Genomic DNA, 20,875 nt, shown 5'->3' with positions numbered 1-20,875 from the left:
GTACGTGCACCCAGCGCTTCACAACGATCAGTCATACTAATTTAAACGGAGTGCCTTGATGTCGCTAGATCACCATAGCGAGGTTCCGCTTTATCGCCGTGCCGATGCGCCCCTCACAGATCGCGTCGACGACCTGCTTGGCCGCATGACGCTGGACGAAAAAATCGCCCAGTTGCACGCGGTCTGGCTCAAGCTGCGCGCGAATGGCCATCACGCCTGGCGCACCGAGGACTTCGCTCAGCGTGACACGGACGTGCCGCTCGATACGCTGTTGCGGCACGGCCTTGGCCAGGTCACGCGGCCGCTCGGCACGCATACGGTGGACCCGATAGAAGGTGTCGAAGCGTTCAACGCCTTGCAGCGGCAGATGGTGGAAGGCACGCGTCTGGGCATTCCGGTGATGGCGCACGAAGAGTGTCTGGTTGGCTTGATGACGAAGGACGCGACGCTTTTCCCCTCGTCTTTGAACTACGCCGCCACCTGGAACCCCGCGCTGGTGCAGCGCGTGGGCGCGACGATAGGAGAGCAGGCGCGCTCGATCGGCTGTCACCAGGGGCTCGCGCCCGTGCTCGATGTCTCGCGCGATCCGCGCTGGGGGCGCACCGAAGAGACCTTCGGCGAAGATCCGTATCTGGTCGGCGTGCTGGCTTGCCATTATGTGCAGGGTCTCCAGGGCGAGCACCGCGACGTGCTTGCCACGCTCAAACACTTCGTCGCGCACTCGGCGAGCGAGGGCGCGCGCAATCACGCGCCGGTGCACGTTGGGCCGCGCGAACTCAACGACACCTTCATGCTGCCGTTCGAGATGGCGGTCAAGCTCGCCAATGCGGGCTCCGTGATGCCCGCGTATCACGACATCGACGGCGTGCCGTGTCATGCGAATCTCGACCTGCTGCAAGACGTGCTGCGCGAGAAGTGGGGCTTCGACGGCTTGATCGTGGCCGACTATGCGGGCGTCAATCTGCTCTACACGCACCACGGCACCGCGCGCGACGCCGCTGAAGCCGCCGCGCAAAGCTTCAACGCAGGCCTCGATATCGAACTGCCGGGCCATGAGTGCGCGCTGCATCTGCAGGAAGCGCTCGCGCGCGGGCTCATCGACGCGCGCACGATTGACGCGGCGGTGCGGCGCGTGCTGCGCGTGAAGTTCGAAATCGGCTTGTTCGAAGCGCCCTATGCGGACCCGCGGCGCGTGAACCTGCGCAGCGAGGCCGCGAGCGGCGTGGCCTATGAAGTCGCGCTGCAATCGGCGGTGCTGCTGAAGAATAACGGCGTGCTGCCGCTCAAAAACGACGACATGCAACACGTGGCCGTGATCGGCCCGACCGCCGACGATCCGCTCGCGCTGCTCGCGGGCTACAGCTTCCCTGTTCATCTCATCAACAGCGGCGAAACTGCGCCTTCGTCGATGACCACGCCCTTGCAGGCCTTGTGCGCGACGCTGGGTGCATTGAATGTCAGCTATGCACGCGGCTGCGCGATCATCGAAGAGCGCCGCGCGGGCGCGCCGGTCTTTCCCGGCGACGTGGCGATGACGACGCGCGATGTGGACGCGCGCAACGCATTGCTCAGCGCGGATCTCTCACAGATCGACGCGGCCGTCGAAGCGGCCCGCGTGGCGGACGTGGCGATCGTCTTCGTCGGCGATCTGGCGGGCCTGTTCCAGTCGGGCACGGTAGGCGAGGGTTCGGACACGGATAGCCTCACTTTGCCGGGCGTGCAGCAGACATTGCTCGACGCGGTGCTCGCCACGGGCACCCCAACGGTGGTCGTGATGACGGGCGGGCGGCCTTATACGCTCGGTGCCCAGGAGGCGCAGGTGGCTGCGCTCGTAATGGCGTTCGCGCCCGGCGAACAGGGCGGCGAAGCGCTGGCCGCGCTGCTCACGGGCCGTGAGAATTTCAGCGGCCGCCTGCCGCTTTCGGTGCCGATCAGCGCGGGCGCCGTGCCTTACGTTTATAACCACCGCCTCAAGAGCGCGGGTACGCCGGTGGCGTGGCACTTCGGCTCGCGCTATCCGTTCGGGTTTGGCCTCGGCTACACGACGTTCGCATACGAATCGCTCGATCTTGCTACCAAAACGGCCTCGATCGAAGACGGCACCTTCGATTTCACCTTCACGCTGAAGAATACCGGCGAACGCGCGGGCACCGACGTCGTGCAGATCTATGTGCGCGACCGGATCGCGTCCACCTCGCGGCCGGTGAAGGAACTGAAAGCGTTCGCGCGCGTGAGCGTGGCGCCAGGCGGCAAGGCACGCGTGCGCGTGCGCCTGCCCGTGGACATGCTCAACTTCACGGACGCGCGCGGCGAACGCATCGTCGAGCCCGGCGAATTCGATCTGATGATCGGTAGTTCGAGCCGTGACCTTCACCTGCAGGCCACGCTTACGGTCACAGGTAACGCCACGCGGACCTTGCCGCGCATGTGGCGCATGCTCAGCGACGTGTCAGTGGAATAAAGCCGCGCAAAAATGCTGCACTGCAAGCGATGACCGCGTGCGCACGCAGTCATCGTTCAATCACGTCGCCGGTGCATAATGGACTCCCGCCGATGCAGTCGATGGCCATCCGTCCCAGGAGTCCGCCATGCAAGCGAGGAACGAAGAATTCGTCGCCCATCTGCTCTCCGATCTCGTGGAATTCGCGCGTGCGCGTCTGCCCGAGCCGGTCTTCCAGACCGTCGAGCCTTTCCTGCGCCACTATTACGATTTCGTCGATGCCGAGGACCTGCGAAGTCGCGCGATCGCCGATCTCTATGGCGCGGCGATGGCGCACTGGCAGACCGCGCAGCGCTTCGTGCCCGGTACGGAGCGCATGCGGGTCTATAACCCGATCCTCGAACAGCACGGCTGGCATTCGGATCACACGGTGATCGAAATCGTCAACGACGATATGCCGTTTCTCGTCGATTCGGTGACGATGGCCGTCAACAAGCTCGGGCTTGCGCTGCACTCGGCCATGCACCCGGTGTTTCGCATCTGGCGCGCGCCGGACGGCAGCATCGCGCGCGTGGACGTGGGCGGCGCGGGCGCCGACGACGGGCAGTCGCAACTGGCCTCGTTCATCCACTTCGAAGTCGATCGTTGTGGCGATGCAGCAAAACTCGACGAGTTGCGCCGCGATATCGCCAGGGTGCTAGGCGACGTGCGTGCCTCGGTCGAAGACTGGCCGAAGATCGTCGACATCGCGCGCGAGACCATCAAGACCATGAAGGCGCGCGAGAGCAGCGCCGAAGACATCGAGTCGCGCGCATTCCTCGAATGGATGGTCGCCGATCATTTCACCTTCCTCGGCCAGCGCGATTACGCGCTGGTTTCGCATGACGGCGGCTTCGGCCTGCGCGGCGTGGAGGGCTCGGGTCTAGGCATCCTGCGCGAGTCGTTGCGCGCGCCCGGCGTGGCCGATGTCACGCCGCTGCCGCCCGCCGCGAGCGAGATCATCTCGGGCGCGTGGCCGATCTTCCTGACCAAGGCGAATTCGCGCGCCACCGTGCACCGTCCCGGCTATCTGGACTACGTGGGCATCAAGCTCGTCGGGCCGGACGGCAAGGTCTGCGGCGAGCGCCGCTTTGTCGGCCTTTACACCTCGACCGTCTATATGGTGTCGATCGCGGAGATCCCGATCGTGCGTCGCAAGTGCGCGAATATCGTGCGACGGGCGGGCTTTTTGCCGAAGGGTCACCTGGGCAAATCGCTGGTGACGGTGCTGGAGACCTGGCCGCGCGACGAACTGTTTCAGGCCGACGAAGACGAGCTTTACGACATCGCGCTCGGCGTGCTGCGGCTCCAGGAACATCAACGCACGCGCCTGTTCGTGCGGCGCGACCGCTTCGGCCGCTTCGTCTCCTGTCTTGTGTACGTGGCGCGCGACAAGTACAACACCGACCTGCGTCGACGCATCGCGCAGTTGCTGAGCGAGGCGTTCAACGGGGAGTCCGTCGAATTCACACCGCTGCTCTCCGAATCCACGCTCGCGCGCATTCATTTCGTCGTCCATATCAAGTCGGGCGAGATGCCCGAGGTCGATACACGCGAACTCGAAGCGCGGCTCGTGCAGGTCACGCGCCGCTGGCAGGACGATCTTGCCGATGCGTTGCTGGACGCCTTCGGCGAGGAGCAGGGCACACGGCTGCTGCATCGCTACGTGGACTCCTTTCCGGCGGGCTATCGCGACGATTATCCAGCCCGCACGGCGGTACGCGATATCGAACTGATCGAGCGCGTGCAGGGCACGCAGCGCATCGCCATGAATCTCTACCGGCCCATCGAGGCGGGACCGCGCGCATTCCGCTTCAAGGTCTATTGCGCGGGCGACGCCATCGCCCTTTCGCGCAGCCTGCCGATGCTGGAGCATCTGGGCGTGCGCGTGGACGAGGAGCGGCCTTATGTGATCGTCGCGCCTGGCGGCCAGCCCGCCTGGGTCCATGATTTCGGGCTTGAACTGGCCGACGACGCCGAATTCGACATCGAGCGCGTGAAAGACCTCTTCGAGGATGCGTTCGAGGCCGTCTGGACCGCGCGCATCGAGAACGACGATTTCAACCGCCTCGTGCTGCGCGCCTATCTGGGGGCGCGCGAAGTTACGATCCTGCGGGCCTATGCGAAGTATCTGCGCCAGGTGGGCTCGACCTTCAGCGACGCTTATATCGAACGCGCGCTCACCGGCAATCCGGCGATTGCGCGCCAACTGGTCGAGTTGTTCCTGATCCGCTTCGATCCGCGTTCGGGCGAAGGCGCCACAGTGACCGAGGCCCGCACGGCGCGCATGGAACTGGCGCTCAAGGCTATCGACGCCGCGCTCGACCAGGTGCCCAATCTCGACGAAGACCGCATCCTGCGGCAGTTCCTCGGCGTGATCAAGGCGACGCAACGCACGAACTATTTCCGTCGCGATGCCGACGGAGCGCCATTGCCCGCGCTCTCGTTCAAGTTCGATCCCTCGAAAGTGCCCGGCCTGCCCGAACCGAAGCCGATGTTCGAAATCTGGGTCTATTCGCCTCGCGTGGAAGGCGTGCATCTGCGCGGCGGACGCGTCGCCCGGGGCGGTTTGCGCTGGTCCGATCGGCGCGAGGACTTCCGCACCGAAGTGCTCGGCCTGATGAAAGCGCAGATGGTGAAGAACGTGGTGATCGTGCCGGTGGGATCGAAGGGCGGCTTCGTGGTGAAGAACCCGCCGCCGCCCACCGACCGCGAGGCCTGGATGCGCGAAGGGATCGGCTGCTATCAGACCTTCCTGCGCGGGTTGCTCGACCTCACCGATAACCTGGTGAACAACGCGATCGTGCCGCCGCCCGACGTGGTGCGCCACGATCCCGACGATCCCTATCTCGTGGTCGCCGCGGACAAGGGCACGGCCACTTTCTCCGACTACGCCAACGCCATATCGCAGGAGTACGGTTTCTGGCTGGACGATGCATTCGCCTCCGGCGGGTCGGTCGGCTACGACCACAAGAAAATGGCGATCACGGCGCGCGGCGCGTGGGAGTCGGTCAAGCGCCACTTCCGCGAGATGGGCGTGGATACCCAGGCGAGCGATTTCACGGTGGTGGGCGTGGGCGATATGTCGGGCGACGTGTTCGGCAACGGCATGCTGCTTTCGCCTCATATCAAACTGGTGGCCGCGTTCGATCATCGGCATATCTTCCTCGACCCGAATCCCGATACGGCGGCAAGTTTTGCTGAGCGCGGCCGGCTCTTCGCGCTCGATCGGTCAAGCTGGGCCGATTACGATCCCGCCGCGATATCGGCAGGCGGCGGCGTGTTCGCACGCACCGTCAAGACCATCCCGCTATCGGCCGCTGTGCAGGCGGTGCTCGGCATCGAGTCGGCGGCGCTCACCCCCAGCGAATTGATCCGCGCGATTCTGCAAGCGCCGGTCGATCTGCTCTACAACGGCGGCATCGGCACCTATGTGAAGGCGGCGCACGAAACCAATGCGCAGGTGGGCGACCGTGCAAACGACGCCGTGCGCGTGAATGGTGCGGATCTGCGCTGCAAGGTGGTGGGCGAGGGCGGCAACCTGGGCGTCACGCAGTTCGGCCGTATCGAGTTCGCGCAGCGAGGCGGGCGCATCAACACGGATGCAATCGACAACTCGGCAGGCGTCGATTGTTCGGATCACGAAGTCAACATCAAGATTCTGCTCGGCCTCGTGGTCGCGGACGGCGAGATGACCACCAAGCAGCGCAACACCCTGCTTGCGGAAATGACCGACGAAGTCGGCTTGCTGGTGCTGCGCGACAACTATTACCAGACCCAGGCCCTGTCGATTGCGGGGCGCTACAGCGCCGAGCTGCTCGACGCCGAAACGCGTCTGATGCGCTGGCTCGAACGCGCGGGCCGCTTGAATCGCGTGATCGAATTCCTGCCCACCGACGAGGAAGTGGCCGAGCGCCAGGCCGCGAAGCTCGGCCTGACGTCGCCCGAGCGAGCCGTGCTCCTCGCCTACAGCAAGATGTGGCTGTACGACGCGCTGCTCGATTCGGACATGCCCGAAGACCCGCTCGTGGCGGCGATGTTGATCGACTATTTTCCGATTCCCTTGCAGCAACGTTTCAGCGCGCCGATGCAACGCCATCCGCTGCGCCGTGAAATCCTGGCGACCCATCTGACGAATGCGCTCGTGAACCGCGTCGGCGGCGAGTTCGTGCATCGGCTCATGGAGGAGACGGACGCGCGCCCCGGCGAGATCGTGCGCGCCTGCATCATGGCGCGCGATGTGTTCGACCTCGACGCGATCTGGCGTGACATCGACGCGCTCGATAATCGCGTGCCCGACGACGTGCAGGCGCGTATGTTCGTCGACGTTGCGCGGCTGCTCGAACGCGCCGCGCTCTGGTTCCTGCGCCATCTCCAGGCGGGTGCGGTGGACGGCGGCGGCGTGAACACGCTGCTTGCTCGCTGCCGCGATGCGGTGGAGCGGCTCGCCCCGCAATTGCCGACGCTTTTGCCGGCCGCCGACCTCGAAGCGCTCTCTGCGCGTCAGGCCACGTACGTGAACGCGGGTGTCGAAAGCGCATTGGCGGTGCGGGTGGCGAGCGGCGAGTTGTCGGTCGCGCTGCTCGATATCGCCGATGTGGCGGCGGCGTGCGAGCGTCCGCTCGAATGGGTCGCCGCCGTGTATTTCGCGCTGGGCACGCGCCTGAACTATGGATGGATCAGCGAGCGGGCGGCGGCGCTGCCCACGCCCACGCACTGGGACACGATGGCGCGCGCGGCGGCGCTGGCCGAAGTGGGGCGCCTCAAGCGTGCGCTGACGATGAGCGTGCTGGCTGAGGCGCCCGCGTCGGCGGACGCGCAGGCGCTAGTGGACGCATGGTGCGCGCAGCATGAGGCGGCGCTGGAGCGGTATGCGCGACTGCTCGCGGAATTGCGGGCGACGAGCGGGGTGAGCCTGTCTGTGCTGCTGGTGATCGTGCGGGCGATGGCGCTGCTGGAGCGGCCTTGAACCGGGGATCGGTAATAAGGAGCGTTGGTATGCGGTAGAGTATTGATCCGGCGATTCTGCTTTCCCGTCTTCTCATGAAAATCATCCGCAGCAAAACCTTCACCGCCGAGCGCGCCTGGGGCGCGCTCGATATCGCCAACATGGGCGGCATCACCACGCGTCTGCACTGGACCGACCAGCCGTACAAGTGGCACGTCAACGACGGCGAGGAAGTTTTCGCGGTGCTCGATGGGCGTGTCGAAATGCGATATCGCGAGAACGGCATTGAGCATTCGACCCTGCTCGAAACGGGCGACGTTTTCTACGCCTCGATCGGCACCGAGCATGTCGCGCATCCGCAGGGCGAGGCACGCATCCTCGTCATCGAAAAAGCAGGCAGCGTCTAGGCCTCGCGCCAGGAGCGCTCAGGCCCGCATCTGGAACGTCTGCACGATCTCGTCGATCGTCGCGCGAATGCGCGCGGTGCGGCGCAGATCTTCGTGCGTGACGAGCCACACCTCATAGGGCGCCTCGCGCGTGCGCAACGGCCAGATGCGGATCAGTCCATCGCGAGCGCCCATGCTCGCGGGTAGCTCGCCGAGCCCGATCCCCGCCTTGATGGCCGCGCGCACGCTCAGATTCGAATCGAACCGTCCCACGATGCGCCCGCCGTGCAGCGGCTCGCCCGCGAACGTCGGCGGTCGGCCCGCTTCCAGATACGGCTGATACACCACGAGATCGTGGCCCGCGAAAGCCGTGCCTTCCTCTGGCAAGCCATGCCGATCAAGATAGGATTCCGATGCAAATATGCCCGTCGGCCAACTGGCGAGCTGTCGCGCGACGAGACCCGGGTTGTGCGGGCGCACCGTTCTCACCGCGATATCGGCTTCGCGTTTGGCAAGGTTGAGCAGTTGCGTCGAGGTGCTCAGATGCACGCACACGTCGGGGTGCTTCGCGTGCAGACGCTCGATGGACGGAATCACGAACTCAAGCGCGAGCGCATCGGTCGTCGTCACCTTGACCTCGCCCGCCAGCCGTTTGTCGAGCCCCTGCGTCTGCCGCGTGAGATCGTGCGCGGCGCGCTCCATCCACTCCGCGGGCGCTAGCGCGAGCTTGCCCGCTGGCGTGAGCGTATAGCCCTTCGTGCTGCGCACGAATAACGCCGCCGACAAGCCATGTTCGAGCGCCGCAAGCCGTCGCCCCACGGTCGCCTGGTCGAGATTGAGCGCGCGGGCTGCAGCGCGTAGCGTGCCTTCGCGGTGGACCGCGAGAAAAATGCGGGCGTCATCCCAGTTCATGCAGACTCCATTCATGACTAACATCGACTGATGCATTTTTGCATCAGCGTGCGGGCAATTTGCTGCGTGGCTAAAGAGGCTTCGAAAACTATACTCGTTTGCAGATCCGAGGCGTGCCGTTCAACGAAACCTTCCGGTTCACACGCCCCCCGATCGAGCTTATGAGGATGAGTCGATGTCGAATGCAGCACACCCCATTGCGCCGACCATGTCGGCAGTCGAAATTACGCAGCCGGGCGGCCCGGAAGTATTGGTGCCGACGGTACGCCCTGTGCCGACGCCGGGCCACGGCGAGGTTCTGATCCGCATTCACGCGGCGGGCGTCAATGGCCCGGACGTGTTTCAACGCAAGGGGCTTTACGATCCGCCGGCAGGCGCGTCCGATCTGCCCGGCCTTGAAATCGCAGGCGAAGTGGTCGCGCTCGGCGCGGGCGTCACGCGCTTCGTGATCGGCGATCGCGTCTGCGCGCTGATTCCCGGCGGCGGCTATGCCGAGTACGCTACGGCGCATGAAGCGAATACGCTGTTCATTCCCGAGGGTTTAAGCCTCGTCGAAGCCGCGGCCATGCCGGAAACCTTCATGACGGTCTGGCTCAACGTGTTCCAGCGCGGCAAGCTTGCGAAAGGCGAGACCGTACTGATTCACGGCGGAGCGTCGGGTATCGGCACAACTGCGACGATGTTCGCGAAGGCGCTGGGTGCGGGCCGCATCATCACGACCGTGGGCTCCGACGAGCAACGCGCGGCGAGTCTCGCGCTGGGCGCGGATCTCGCGATCGACTATCGCCACAGCGATTTCGTCGCTGAAACGCTCGCGTTCACCGAAGGCAAAGGCGCCGATGTGATCGTCGATATCATCGCGGGCGACTATGTCGCGCGCAATTACGCGGCGGCCGCCGTGAATGGACGCATCGTGCAGATTGGCGTGATCAAAGGGCCGGCCACGCAGGTCGATCTGTTCCCGATGCTCACGAAGCGACTCACGCATCTGGGCTCGACGCTGCGCTCGCGCACGCACGAAGAGAAAGCGGAAATCTTCCGCGAACTCGAAACCCACATCTGGCCGCATATTCGTAGCGGTCAAGTGAAGCCGACGATCTATCAACAATTTGCGCTGGAGCACGCACGCGATGCGCACACGCTGATGGACTCGGGCAAGCACATCGGCAAAATCGTGCTGACGACGCGCGCGGCAGGACAGTAAGCGCGGCTGACCCGCACAACCGGGCGAGACGCACGGCGTCCTGCCCGGTTTACTGTTTGGCTGATGGCTGGGTCTGTGCGACGGCTGCGCGCAGATGGAACGCCTTGCCATCGAAGGCGTAATAGTACGTGCCGTGTTCCTTGCTCTCGTTGCGGCTTCCCCGAACAACGACCATACAGCTATTTGCGCGGTACATTAGCGGCTCGGTCACGTCCAATGGCCAGTCCGAAACGGTGAAGGGTAGCGATGTCACGTGGCCGCTTTTTGTATCGACGGCCGCCGCCATCACGCAACCGGCCCCGCATCCCCATTGCGCGAGGATATAGTGCCCCGCGAAGTCGATGGGGCCGCGTGCCGCGTCCTCGATGGCGCTTCGATACCGCCGTGACTGCGCATCGAATACAAGGCGCGGCATGGCGCGCTTCGCTTGAACGGTTGCCGGACAATCATCGAACGTGGGTTGTCGCTGCGCGTAAGCGAGGCTTGACGTCGCGCATAAGAAGCAAAGCGTGACTGCTAGCGTTGGCTTGAACATGGACTAATACGGTGTTTCCGAAGCCTGATGAAGCCGTCAACTTACCCTGATAAGAGCGCGCCCGCAATCATGCCGGGGCGCGCTCGCACACTACGCGCTTACAACCCCACTTCCTTCAACAGCGCAGCCGCCGCCAGCTTGCCGATGTTATGCGACGCCAGCGGACTATCGCCGGTGATGAGCTTGCGATCTGTGTGGCAACGGCCGTCGATGCCTCTGTTCAGCACTTTCACGCCCAGCTTTTCCAGACTTTCCCCCACTAACCACGGCAGCAACCCAGGCATATAGCCGATCTCCTGATTCGCGCCCGTGTCGAGCGAATCGGGAAACACGCAGATTTCGTAGCCCTTGAACGGGTAGTCCGCGGGATCTTCGTCAACCGCAGCTGCAAGCAGGCACGCCGGCCCGTGACACAACGTGACGATGTACTTGTCGTGATCCATCGCCCATTTCAGCGCCTGCTTGACTTCCTTGCTGTACGGCACGCCCGCCAGCACCCCATGACCACCCGGCACGAACACCGCGATATAGGGCGAGTCCTGGCCCAGGCTCTTTTCCAGCACGTCGGCGAGTTTGAGCGGCTGCTTGAGCTTGGGTAAATACTTGCGATACGTGCTCAGGACCGCTTCGTCTTCGTTCGGCATCGCCCAGAGTTCGAGCTTGGCGGGATTGCCCGAGAGTGTAGCGATATCGATTTCGAAACCGGCCTGATCCATGTGATGCATCGGCAGCAGCATTTCGACCGGGTGATTGCCCGTCGAAAAGAATTTGCCGTTGGTCGTGAGGATATAGCGCTCGTCGGTCGCAATCATCAGGACTTTCCATTTGCCCTCTTTATAGGGGTTCGGATAAGTCGTGCCGTCGAAATCGGTTTTCGATGCGGTGTATTGCGTGAGCGAGTACGGCGAGGGAAAGAACGCGTTGTGTTCGGCGTGATCGGGCGAGGGCGCGCGATCGGACGCCTGGTTGGCGGCAGTCATGCTATCTCCTTGAGCGGGATGGCGAAGGCGTTTTGCGAAAAAAAGGGGGGAATTGCAAGCGCGGCGCGAGCCACAGAGGACATGGTAGGAAACCACGCCCCGCATACAAAGCCCCCTGAATGGGGGGCGTTTGCGAAACATCGGATGAAACTAGAGGCTTACTCGCTCGCCACGCGCACAACGACCTTGCCGAAGTTGCGGCCTGCGAGCAACCCGAGGAACGCTTCGGGCGCGCGTTCGAGCCCATCGACAATATCTTCCTGGAGCTTGACCTTGCCCTGCTCGATCCACGCGCTCATGTCGCGCAGGAAGTCATTGAAACCGCTCGCATAGTGGTCGCCGATGATGAAGCCTTGCATGCGAATGCGCTTGAACAGCAGCATTTGCAGGAAGCCCGGCAGCATGTCGGGTGTGGGCGGGGCGCCATCGGCGTTGTACTGCGAGATCAGGCCGCACAGCGGGATGCGTGCGCCCACGTTGAGCAGCGGTTGCACCGCTTCGAACACCGCGCCGCCTACGTTCTCGAAGTAGACGTCGATACCGGCGGGGCAGGCCAGCGCGAGTTGCGTGGCGAAGTCGGGCGCGCGCCGGTCGAGGCAGACGTCGAAGCCCAGTTCTTGCGTCACGTAGCGGCACTTTTCCGCGTCGCCGGCGATGCCGACCACGCGTGCCCCCTTGAGCTTGGCGATCTGCCCCACAACCGCGCCCACTGCGCCGCTCGCGGAGGCCACCACCACGGTTTCACCCGCTTGCGGCTCGCCGATTTTCAGCAGCCCCCAGTAGGCGGTAAAGCCCGGCATGCCGAGCACGCTCAACGCGTGTGAAGGCTCGGCGATGCCGTCGAGCGCCGTGAGCGACGCGCCATGCGCCAGCGCATATTCCTGCCAGCCCGCGTGCGCGAGCACGAGATCGCCGGCCTTGAACTGCGCGTGCTTCGAATCCACCACGCGGCTCACGGTGGCGCCCACCATCGGGTCGCCGAGCGCGACGGGCGGTGCGTAGGAGGCCGTATCGTTCATGCGCGTGCGCATATAGGGATCGAGCGAGAGCCAGAGCGTGCGCAGCAGCACTTCGCCTTCGGCAGGGGCGGGCACGGCGCTTTCATGGAGACGGAAATTGTCGTGCGTGGGCGCGCCGTGGGGGCGCGAATGAAGCACCACGCGACGATTGACGGTAGGGGTGTGCGACATCGGGACATCCTCAAATGAGTGGCGACGCGCAGCGCGGGCGATCCATCGGCACGAGGCCGCCGTGCAACCCGCGCCGGCATCGGTTTCAAGCAGGCCGATTGTAGGGCGGCGGGTTGCACCGAATGCCACGTCGAAAGGAAATCATCGTTGCTGATGGCGTGGGAATCGCGGCGTAGGCGTCACCATGCCGGGCTCCCCCCCAAGCAGGGGGCTCAATGCGTCAGAGCGCTTCGATAATCTGTCACATGACATTCGCGAACGTATACACAAGAGATTGGCATGGCTAAACAAATCACTGAACGAGACGAACAGGACGATCAGGCTTACGCTTATCCGCTCCTCATCAAGCAACTGTTGCATACGACGCTGGCCACCTGCCCGGAGCAGCAGATCGTCTATGGCGACGAAGTGCGTTATACGTATTGGGACTTCCGTCATCGGCTGGGACAACTGGCGAGCGCGCTTGCCGCAGCGGGCGCGAATGCTGGCGACACCGTGGCTGTGATGGACTGGGATAGCCACCGCTATTTGGAGTGCTATTTCGCGGTGCCGATGATGGGCGCCGTGCTGATGACCGTAAACGTGCGGCTCTCGCCCGATCAAGTCCTCTACACGATCAACCATGCAGGCGCGAGCGTGCTGCTGGTGCATCGGGATTTTCTGCCGTTGCTGGAGAGCATCCGCGCGCGGCTCGAAACGGTACGCACGTTCATCCTGATCGGCGATGGCGATGAAGCGGCCGTGCGTCCCGCCGGTTTTCACGGCGAGTACGAGGAGATGGTAAGCGCGAATTGCCCCGATTACGTCTTCCCCGATTTCGACGAACAGACCCGCGCCACGACCTTCTACACCACGGGCACGACCGGCCTGCCGAAGGGCGTGTCGTTCAGCCATCGTCAGCTCGTGCTGCATACGCTCGCCGGCATGGCGGCGCTCGGCAGCGCGCGCGAGCAGGGCCGCGTGCATCGCGAAGACGTCTATATGCCGATCACGCCGATGTTCCATGTACACGCCTGGGGCATGCCGTATATCGCCACCGCGCTGGGGCTCAAGCAGGTCTACCCGGGGCGCTACGCGCCCGAGAGCTTGCTGCGCCTGATCGAGCGCGAAGCGGTCACGTTCTCGCACTGCGTGCCGACGCTGCTCGACATGATCCTCGCGTGCCCCGCGGGCGCCGATATCGACCTCTCGCGCTGGAAGGTGATCGTTGGCGGCTCGCCATTGTCCGAGGGTCTGACACGCACCGCGCGCGCCCGCGGCATCGACGTGTACACGGGTTATGGCATGTCCGAGACCTGTCCGCTGTTGACGCTCGCGCAGGCGCGTGGCGAAGCGACGCCGGGCGACGATATCGGCGTGCGTACGCGCGCGGGCATGCCGCTGCCGCTCGTGGACCTGCGTATCGTCGACGAGCATATGCGCGACGTGCCGCGCGACGGCAAATCGGCTGGCGAGGTGGTCGTGCGCGCGCCTTGGGCCACCCAGGGTTATCTGGGCGATGCGGGCGCGAGCGCGGCGCTCTGGGCGGGCGGCTATCTGCATACGAACGACATCGGCGTGATCGACGCCGAGGGCTATTTGCAGATCACCGACCGCATCAAGGACGTCATCAAGACGGGCGGCGAATGGGTGTCGTCGCTGGAGCTGGAGAACATCCTCTCGACCCATCCGGGCGTGCGCGAGGCGGCGGTGATCGGCGTGAAGGATGCGCGCTGGGGCGAGCGGCCGCTTGCGCTGGTCGTGCTCGCCGAAGGGCACGAAAGTGTGACGCCCGCGCAGTTGCAGGCCCACGTCAAGCGCGTGGCCGAGCGCGGGCTGATCTCGCGCTATGCGGTGCCGGAGAAGCTGTTGATCGTGTCCGCGCTGGAGCGCACCAGCGTCGGCAAGATCAACAAGCGCGTGCTGCGCGAGCGCTATCAGGCGGCCGCCCCCCGAGCGGGGGGCTGATCGCACGGGCAGTCAGCGCCGATAATGCGTGCTTCGATGGCAGTGCGCCCTGGAACGGAGCGCCCGCCTGGCACAAACCGCAGGTCATGATGGACATGCTCGAAAACATGCGTACCTTCGTGCGCGTCGTGGAGGCCGGCAGTTTCACGGCCGTCGCGAAGCGCATGGATACTTCGACGGGCATGGTGTCCCGCGCGGTCTCCCAGCTCGAAGACTCTCTCGCGACACGTCTGCTGCAGCGCACGACGCGCCACCTCGCCTTGACCGAAAGCGGGCGGCGCTATTTCGAACGCGTGCGGCCCATCCTCAGCGATGTCGACGAAGCCAACGCCGAGGCGCGCAACGCTTTGGTCAGACCTTATGGCCGCCTGCGCGTGCATGCCATGCCGGGGCTAGGCCAGCGTCATGTGATGGCCTCGGTGGTGGCGTACCGCCAGCTTTACGCCGATGTCGCCATCGAACTCACGCTCTCGCAGCGTCTGCCCAATCTGGTCGAGGACGGCTACGACGTTTCCGTGCTGACGGCCGCCGCCTTGCCCGATTCGGGCTATATCGCCCAGCCGATCGGGGTGAGCTACAGCGTACTGGTGGCGTCGCCCGCCTGGCTCGCGCGCCACGGTGTGCCACGCACACCGGCGGACCTCGCCCAGCACGTTTGCCTCGGCCTCGACACGCCCGCCGCGCCCGCGCACGAGTGGCGTCTGCAAGGCCCGGACGGCGAGTCGGTGCATGCGCTCGGCGAGCCCGCGCTGCAGGTCAACGAGCCCGAGGCGCTGGCCGTTGCCTTGCGCGCGGGCAGCGGCATCGGGGCGCTCGCCATATACTCGGTGATCGACGATCTGCGTGCAGGCACGCTCGTGCGGGTGCTGCCCGACTATCAGTTGCAGGCCCTCAACGTCTACGCGGTGTATGTGTCGCGCGTCTATGTCGATGCGCGTATCCGCACCTTCGTCGAGCATCTGCGCACGACGCTCGCGCCCGTGCTGCGCACCGAGGAACAGGAGATCGAGCGGCTCGTGCATGCCACGTCCAGCGTGGCCGTGCTGCCGCCGAGGAGCCAACCGCGCCGATGAATCCGCGTCCCGACAGGCGTCGCCGCGAAACGCCCCCAGACAGCGCCGCCGCGCTGATCCGCACCAAGCTCGCGCCCGCCCATGCGCGCGAGCACGTCGCGCGCGCCGCGCCGCTCGAACGGCTGCGAGCGGGGCGCGCCCGCAAGCTCACGGTGGTCTGCGCGCCCGCGGGCTACGGCAAGTCCACCTTGCTGGCCGAGTGGCGCACGGCCTTGCTCGCCGAGGGCGCGCAGGCCGCCTGGGTCAGTTTCGACGACGAGGACGACGAGCCGTCCACCTTCGCAGCCTACCTGGTCGCGGCGGTGGTGGAGGCCACTGGCGGCGTGGGCGCACGGGCCCAGCAGCAGTTGCGCGAGCGCGCCGTGCTGCCGATCCAGGTCGCCTTCGCGGAACTGCTCAACGAACTCGCCGCGAGCAACACGCCGCTGTTTCTCTTTCTCGACGATGTGGACCGCCTCGCCGCCCCGGCGATTCACGATGCCTTGTTCAGCCTGCTGCGCTACGCGCCCGACAACCTTCATCTCGTGCTGGCCTGCCGCTCGACTCCGGCGTTGCCGCTCAGCTATTTCGCCTCGCGCGATCAACTCGTCTGGCTCGACGCCGAAGCGCTGCGTTTCACGCGCCCCGAAGCCGCCGAATTCGTGCGGCGCGTGGCGGGCAAGGAGCTTGCCGCTCCAGACCTCGAAGCGCTGGTCGGCGCGACCGAAGGCTGGGTGTCGGGCCTGCAACTGGCCGCGCTCGCGTTGCGCGACGATGTGGACGCGGGCCAGGTCGTGCGCCGCATCGCCCAGGCGCGCGGCGGCATCGCGGCGTATCTGAACGAGAACGTCATGAACGCGCTGCCGCAGCCCGTGCGCGACTTCCTGCTCGCGACCGCCGTGCTGGAGCGCATGACGCCCGCACTGTGCAACGCGCTCACCGGCCGCGACGACGCGCACGCCACGCTCGAATGGCTCAGCGCGCGCAATCTCTTCGTCAAGACGCTCGATGGCGAGCGGGAGTGGTTCCGCTATCACGCGCTGTTTTCGCACTATCTGCGCGACGAATTGCAGGTGCGCCAGCCCGAAGCCGTGGCCGGACTGCATCGCACGGCGGCGCGCTGGTTCGGGGCGGCGGGCCTGTGGTCCGAGGCCGTGCGCCATGCGCTCGCGGCGGGCGAAGTCGTGCAGGCTGCGGACTGGGTCGAGGCCTGCGCGATGGAGCTGATCGCGGCAAGCGACGTGCGCACTGTCCTCAACTGGATCGCGCGCCTGCCCGACGCCGCGTTCGAAGGCCGCGTGCGGCTGCGGCTCGCGCACGCGTGGGCGCTGGCGCTTTCCTTGCAGATCGTCGCGGCGCGGCGGGCAATCCAGCGTATCGAAGCGGATATCGAAAACGGGGCGCTCTCCGTTGATGACGTGGCTGCGCTCGAAGTGCTCGCGGTGCGTTCGCTGATCGCGGGCCTCGCCGACGAAAGCGCCGAGTCGCTGCGCCTCGGTCGCCGTGTGCTCGATGCGCAACCGCCGCCCGGCTCGTGGATCGAGCAGATCGGGCAGACCACGCTGACCTTCGGCTTGAGCTACGCGGGCGGCCTCGACGAAGTGCTGCGCCTGCGCGCGCGCGACGAAGCGGCGCAAGACGCGCCGCTGTACTCGAACGTCTACCGGCGCAGCATGAGCGGGCTGGGTGAATTCGTCGCGGGACGGCTGCACGACGCGTCGCGCACGTTCGAAGGCGCGCTGCGCATCGCCGAGGAACGCGCGGGACGCCTGTGCGCGGCGGCGGCGCTGCCCGCCGGTTATCTCGGTGCGATCTACTACGAATGGGGCGATCTGGCGCGTGCGCGCGACCTGCAACGCGAGCGCCTGCCGATCGCCTTGCAGGCCTGCTCGCTCGGGCCGATGCTGCGCTTCGCGCTGACGGCGGCAATGGGTCTGGCGCACGCACGTGATTTTGGCGGTGCGCAGGCGCTATTGCGCGACGTCGAGCGTGTCGCGGCGGGGCGGCAGTGGCTGCGTTTGCAAGTGGCGTGCGTGGGTGCGCAGGTGCGCGTGAGTCTCATGGAGGGCAAGCTGACCCAGGCGCATCGCGATGGCGAGGCCTTGCGCACGCTCGTCGATCTCGCGGGCAGCGCGCCGCCCGCCGGGTGCAGCGGTATCGAAACCTGGTCGTTCGCCGAATTGGCCCGCGCCCGCCTGCTGGCGAGCGACGGGCGTGCGAAGGAAGCAGCCGCCACGTTCGGCACGGTGCAGCGCGAGCTGGCGTCGCGCGGCATGCCGTGGTTCGCGGCCCAGGCGGCGGTGCCTGGTGCGCTCGCGTGGCACGCGGCGGGCGACGAAGACGCGGCACTCGCGCTCCTTGCGGATGCGCTGGCTTACGGGCAACGCAACGGACTCGTGCGGACCTTCGTCGACGAAGGTGCGGGCGTGGAGAAGTTGCTGTCGAGCATCGGCAATAGCCTGGCGCGCTTTCCCGACGTAAGCCCGTGGTATCTCGACGAACTCAAGGCGGCCTTCGCGGCTGCGTCCACCGACTGGCAGAACGACGTGCAGGGCAATGTACAAACTCCACCCGAACGCCCCGCGCCGAGCCTCGCGGCGAGCAACCTCAGCGCGCGCGAAGTCGAGATCCTCGACTACGTGGCGCGCGGCCTCTCGAACAAGGAAATCGCCCGTGCGCTGCGTGTCGCGCCCGAGACCATCAAGTGGCATCTGAAGAACATCTTCGAGAAGCTCAACGTGAGTTCGCGTATTCAGGCCGTGCGCAGCGGCCTTGCATTCGACATGCCGCCCGTGCGCCGGGAAGCCGCTACGCCTGGCGCGGACAAGCGGCGCTGAACGCGGCCGCTCATGAAACGCGCTATCGTCACGGCCTGTCGCTGACCAACCGGGAACGCTTTCATGGCCGTTACTGAGAACCCCATTGCCAGCCGCGTGTTCGCGCCGTCGCAATTGTCGATTGGCCTGTCCTTGCCCGTGCTGCGCGCGCAAACCGAAGTGCCCGATTTCCGCGAACAGGTCGCGCTTGCGAGCCATGCCGATGCGCTGGGCTTTCGCGCGCTGTGGGTGCGCGACGTGCCGCTCAATAGCGCCGATTATCCCGATCCGGTCGGTCATCTCGATCCGTGGGTGCTGCTTGGCGCGCTCGCCATGCATACGCAGCGCGCCGCGCTCATCAGCGGTGCGATCGTGCTGACGCTGCGGCATCCGCTGCATATCGCCAAGGGCGCAGTTTCGGTGAGTCATCTGTCCGATGGGCGCTTCGTATTGGGGCTGGGTTCCGGCGACCGTCCCGCCGAGTACGCGGCGTTCGGTCAGGACGGCGAGGCGCGTCGCGAACTGTATCGACGTCATTGGGACACGCTGGCCGCCGCGCTCGCGCCGGATTCGCGCATCGTCCCGGACTTCGCGCCGCCCGATGCGCCCGAGTTCTATCTCCAGCCGCGCCCGGGCGCGCCGGTGCCGATGCTCGCTGTTGGCTCGGGCGGTCAGAGCGTGGACTGGATCGCGCGCAACTCGATCGGCTGGATGACCTATCACCGCGAGCCCGAGGCGCAGCGTGCGCGATACGCGCTTTGGCGTGCCGCCGTGGCGCGCGCGGCGCCCGACGCCTTTCGCGCCTTCGGCACCGCGATGCGCCTGCAACTGAGCGACGACCCGCACGAAGCGGCGACGCCCGTGCCGCTCGGCTATCGCACGGGGCGTATCGCGCTAGTCGGTGTGCTGGAGGCGATGCGCGAGGCGGGTATGCATCACGTGACGTTCAATCTGGGCACCGAGCGACCGGCGCGTGACGTTCTCGACGAACTCGCCGCCGAGGTGCTGCCGCATTTCCACGCGGACTGAACGTCCCGAAGGTTTAGCCGCGCAGGACGGTTTCCATCGCTTGGGCAATCCCCAGCACATGTGCGTCCGAGAGCGCGAGGCCCGCGATACTCAGGCCTACCGGCGCTTCGCCTGGCGGCGTGCACGGCAGCGACACCGCGCAGCCATCGAGAAAATTCACCACCGACGGATTGCGCAGCACCAGCCCATTGGTGGCGGCGAAGTGCGCGGCATCGGCTTCGAGCGCGGCGATTAAAGGCGGCACGATGGGCACGGTCGGCATGAGGAAGGCGTCGAAACCGGCGAGCGCGGCGCGGGCCTCGCCGATAGCGTCGGCGCGGGCGGCGAGCAGGTCGAGATAGTCGGCGGCGCGCGCCGCCTCGCCGTGGCGGATGCGGGCAAGCACGCGCGGATCGTAGGCATCGGCTTGCGTGTGCAGGCGTGCACGATGCGTTGCGTAGGCCTCGATTGGCGAGAAGCCATAGCGATTGATCGACGGCAGCGTGTCGAGCACCGGCAGGCGCAGTGGCACAAGACGCGCGCCCGCGCGGGAGAGTTTCGTCAACGCCGCTTCCCAGGCCTGAGCGACGGTTGCGTCCATGCCTTCCGTCACGTAATTCGACAGCACCGCGAGACGCACGCCGTCTAGCGTCGTGCGCGTGTTCTCAAGCACGCCCGGCTCGAAGGTGGATGCCGACAGCACCTGATCCAGCCGTGCGCAACAGGCCACGCGTGGTGCGATGGCGCCCGTCGTGTCGAGCGTTGTCGAGAGCGGAAACATGCCGCCCGTGGGCGTGCGGCGCGCCGTCGGCTTGAAACCGGTCAGGCCGCAGAATGCCGCCGGGATGCGCAGCGAGCCGCCCGTGTCGCTGCCCAGGCCCGCCGCCGCCATGCCTTGCGCCACCGATGCCGCCGCGCCCGAGGACGAGCCGCCCGCCACGCGCGGCTGGCCCTGGGCGCTATCGCGCCACGGCGAGCGTGGCGTGCCGTGCCACGGGTTCAGGCCCAGTCCCGAGAACGCGAACTCGCTCATATTGGTGCGGCCGATCAGCACCGCGCCCGCGCGGCGCAGGCGTTCAATCGCGGGCGCGTCCTGCGTGGCGGGCGCGGCGTCGTTTAGCACACGCGAGCCCGCGCGCGTGGCCTGGCCTGCGACGTCGAACAGGTCTTTCACGGACACAGGCAAGCCTGCGAGCGGCGAAAGCTTCACGCCCGCGCGACGCAACGCGTCCTGGGCGTCGGCCTGACGGCACGCGCCGTCGGCATCGACGTGAATGAAGGCGTGCGCGCCGTCGCCGCCCGCAGCGGCGATACGTTCGAGCGCGGTATCGACGAGGGCGCGGCTCGTGGTCGTGCCTGCGTCGAGCGCATCGGCGAGTTGCTGGAGCGGGGCGGCGGGCGGAAAGGTCATCGTCGGC

13 protein-coding genes are annotated in these 20,875 nt (G+C 66.0%); 8 read left to right on the top strand and 5 right to left on the bottom strand.

Going from position 1 to position 20,875, the window contains the following annotated elements:
* The first annotated feature begins 58 nt into the window (after nucleotides 1-58).
* The 3 genes from U5782_RS28870 (at nucleotide 59) to U5782_RS28860 (ending at nucleotide 7,834) form a co-directional block, all read left to right on the top strand.
* Nucleotides 59-2,461, top strand: a complete 2,403-nt coding sequence (locus U5782_RS28870) for a glycoside hydrolase family 3 N-terminal domain-containing protein (protein ID WP_322047275.1) — start codon at nucleotides 59-61, stop codon at nucleotides 2,459-2,461.
* A 127-nt stretch (nucleotides 2,462-2,588) separates the two neighbouring features.
* Complete coding sequence (locus U5782_RS28865) at nucleotides 2,589-7,448, top strand: NAD-glutamate dehydrogenase (RefSeq protein ID WP_322047274.1); 4,860 nt, start codon at nucleotides 2,589-2,591, stop codon at nucleotides 7,446-7,448.
* Nucleotides 7,449-7,522: 74 nt separating this feature from the next.
* Nucleotides 7,523-7,834: a cupin domain-containing protein gene (locus U5782_RS28860; protein WP_322047273.1), complete on the top strand. Its 312-nt coding sequence runs from the start codon at nucleotides 7,523-7,525 to the stop codon at nucleotides 7,832-7,834.
* 18 nt (nucleotides 7,835-7,852) lie between these two features.
* On the opposite strand, the gene U5782_RS28855 is transcribed toward U5782_RS28860, so the two are convergent.
* Nucleotides 7,853-8,725, bottom strand: coding sequence for a LysR family transcriptional regulator (locus tag U5782_RS28855; protein ID WP_322047272.1), 873 nt, complete (start codon nucleotides 8,723-8,725; stop codon nucleotides 7,853-7,855).
* A 175-nt stretch (nucleotides 8,726-8,900) separates the two neighbouring features.
* Here U5782_RS28855 and U5782_RS28850 point away from each other — a divergent pair, with 175 nt between their 5' ends.
* Nucleotides 8,901-9,929, top strand: coding sequence for an NAD(P)H-quinone oxidoreductase (locus tag U5782_RS28850; RefSeq protein ID WP_322047271.1), 1,029 nt, complete (start codon nucleotides 8,901-8,903; stop codon nucleotides 9,927-9,929).
* 49 nt (nucleotides 9,930-9,978) lie between these two features.
* Here U5782_RS28850 and U5782_RS28845 read toward each other — a convergent pair whose 3' ends face one another.
* From U5782_RS28845 to U5782_RS28835, 3 genes are all read right to left on the bottom strand, one after another.
* Nucleotides 9,979-10,464 (bottom strand): hypothetical protein, encoded by a 486-nt coding sequence (locus U5782_RS28845; protein WP_322047270.1) that lies wholly within the window; start codon nucleotides 10,462-10,464, stop codon nucleotides 9,979-9,981.
* A gap of 98 nt (nucleotides 10,465-10,562) precedes the next feature.
* A complete protein-coding gene (hchA, locus tag U5782_RS28840) occupies nucleotides 10,563-11,444 on the bottom strand; it encodes a glyoxalase III HchA (RefSeq protein ID WP_322047269.1) in 882 nt (293 codons plus the stop codon).
* 158 nt (nucleotides 11,445-11,602) lie between these two features.
* A complete protein-coding gene (locus U5782_RS28835) occupies nucleotides 11,603-12,634 on the bottom strand; it encodes an NADP-dependent oxidoreductase (protein ID WP_322047268.1) in 1,032 nt (343 codons plus the stop codon).
* 279 nt (nucleotides 12,635-12,913) lie between these two features.
* Here U5782_RS28835 and U5782_RS28830 point away from each other — a divergent pair, with 279 nt between their 5' ends.
* The 4 genes from U5782_RS28830 (at nucleotide 12,914) to U5782_RS28815 (ending at nucleotide 19,478) form a co-directional block, all read left to right on the top strand.
* Nucleotides 12,914-14,581: a fatty acid--CoA ligase gene (locus U5782_RS28830; RefSeq protein WP_322047267.1), complete on the top strand. Its 1,668-nt coding sequence runs from the start codon at nucleotides 12,914-12,916 to the stop codon at nucleotides 14,579-14,581.
* Nucleotides 14,582-14,670: 89 nt separating this feature from the next.
* On the top strand, nucleotides 14,671-15,654 hold the full coding sequence (locus tag U5782_RS28825) for a LysR family transcriptional regulator (protein ID WP_322047321.1): 984 nt from the start codon (nucleotides 14,671-14,673) through the stop codon (nucleotides 15,652-15,654).
* Nucleotides 15,651-18,470: a LuxR C-terminal-related transcriptional regulator gene (locus U5782_RS28820; protein ID WP_322047266.1), complete on the top strand. Its 2,820-nt coding sequence runs from the start codon at nucleotides 15,651-15,653 to the stop codon at nucleotides 18,468-18,470. The genes U5782_RS28825 and U5782_RS28820 overlap by 4 nt, the downstream gene beginning before the upstream one ends.
* Nucleotides 18,471-18,533: 63 nt before the next feature.
* The gene (locus tag U5782_RS28815) at nucleotides 18,534-19,478 is read left to right on the top strand and encodes a TIGR03571 family LLM class oxidoreductase (protein WP_322047265.1); all 945 of its coding nucleotides are present in this window, start codon (nucleotides 18,534-18,536) and stop codon (nucleotides 19,476-19,478) included.
* Between the two features lie 13 nt (nucleotides 19,479-19,491).
* Here the strand turns inward: U5782_RS28815 and U5782_RS28810 are convergent, their stop codons facing one another.
* Complete coding sequence (locus U5782_RS28810; RefSeq protein WP_322047320.1) at nucleotides 19,492-20,868, bottom strand: amidase; 1,377 nt, start codon at nucleotides 20,866-20,868, stop codon at nucleotides 19,492-19,494.
* Nucleotides 20,869-20,875 lie beyond the last annotated feature (7 nt).

This window comes from Paraburkholderia sp. J67 (genome assembly GCF_905220265.1).
Classification (GTDB): Bacteria; Pseudomonadota; Gammaproteobacteria; order Burkholderiales; family Burkholderiaceae; genus Paraburkholderia.
This window is presented reverse-complemented; position numbering and strand designations above follow the sequence as displayed.

Coding starts and splice junctions, on each gene's coding strand:
- U5782_RS28860 (WP_322047273.1), top strand. CDS start 7,523: ATGAAAATCATCCGCAGCAAAACCTTCACCGCCGAGCGCGCCTGGGGC.
- U5782_RS28865 (WP_322047274.1), top strand. CDS start 2,589: ATGCAAGCGAGGAACGAAGAATTCGTCGCCCATCTGCTCTCCGATCTC.
- U5782_RS28815 (WP_322047265.1), top strand. CDS start 18,534: ATGGCCGTTACTGAGAACCCCATTGCCAGCCGCGTGTTCGCGCCGTCG.
- U5782_RS28830 (WP_322047267.1), top strand. CDS start 12,914: ATGGCTAAACAAATCACTGAACGAGACGAACAGGACGATCAGGCTTAC.
- U5782_RS28820 (WP_322047266.1), top strand. CDS start 15,651: ATGAATCCGCGTCCCGACAGGCGTCGCCGCGAAACGCCCCCAGACAGC.
- U5782_RS28835 (WP_322047268.1), bottom strand. CDS start 12,634: ATGTCGCACACCCCTACCGTCAATCGTCGCGTGGTGCTTCATTCGCGC.
- U5782_RS28855 (WP_322047272.1), bottom strand. CDS start 8,725: ATGAACTGGGATGACGCCCGCATTTTTCTCGCGGTCCACCGCGAAGGC.
- U5782_RS28870 (WP_322047275.1), top strand. CDS start 59: ATGTCGCTAGATCACCATAGCGAGGTTCCGCTTTATCGCCGTGCCGAT.
- hchA (WP_322047269.1), bottom strand. CDS start 11,444: ATGACTGCCGCCAACCAGGCGTCCGATCGCGCGCCCTCGCCCGATCAC.
- U5782_RS28810 (WP_322047320.1), bottom strand. CDS start 20,868: ATGACCTTTCCGCCCGCCGCCCCGCTCCAGCAACTCGCCGATGCGCTC.
- U5782_RS28850 (WP_322047271.1), top strand. CDS start 8,901: ATGTCGAATGCAGCACACCCCATTGCGCCGACCATGTCGGCAGTCGAA.
- U5782_RS28845 (WP_322047270.1), bottom strand. CDS start 10,464: ATGTTCAAGCCAACGCTAGCAGTCACGCTTTGCTTCTTATGCGCGACG.
- U5782_RS28825 (WP_322047321.1), top strand. CDS start 14,671: ATGGACATGCTCGAAAACATGCGTACCTTCGTGCGCGTCGTGGAGGCC.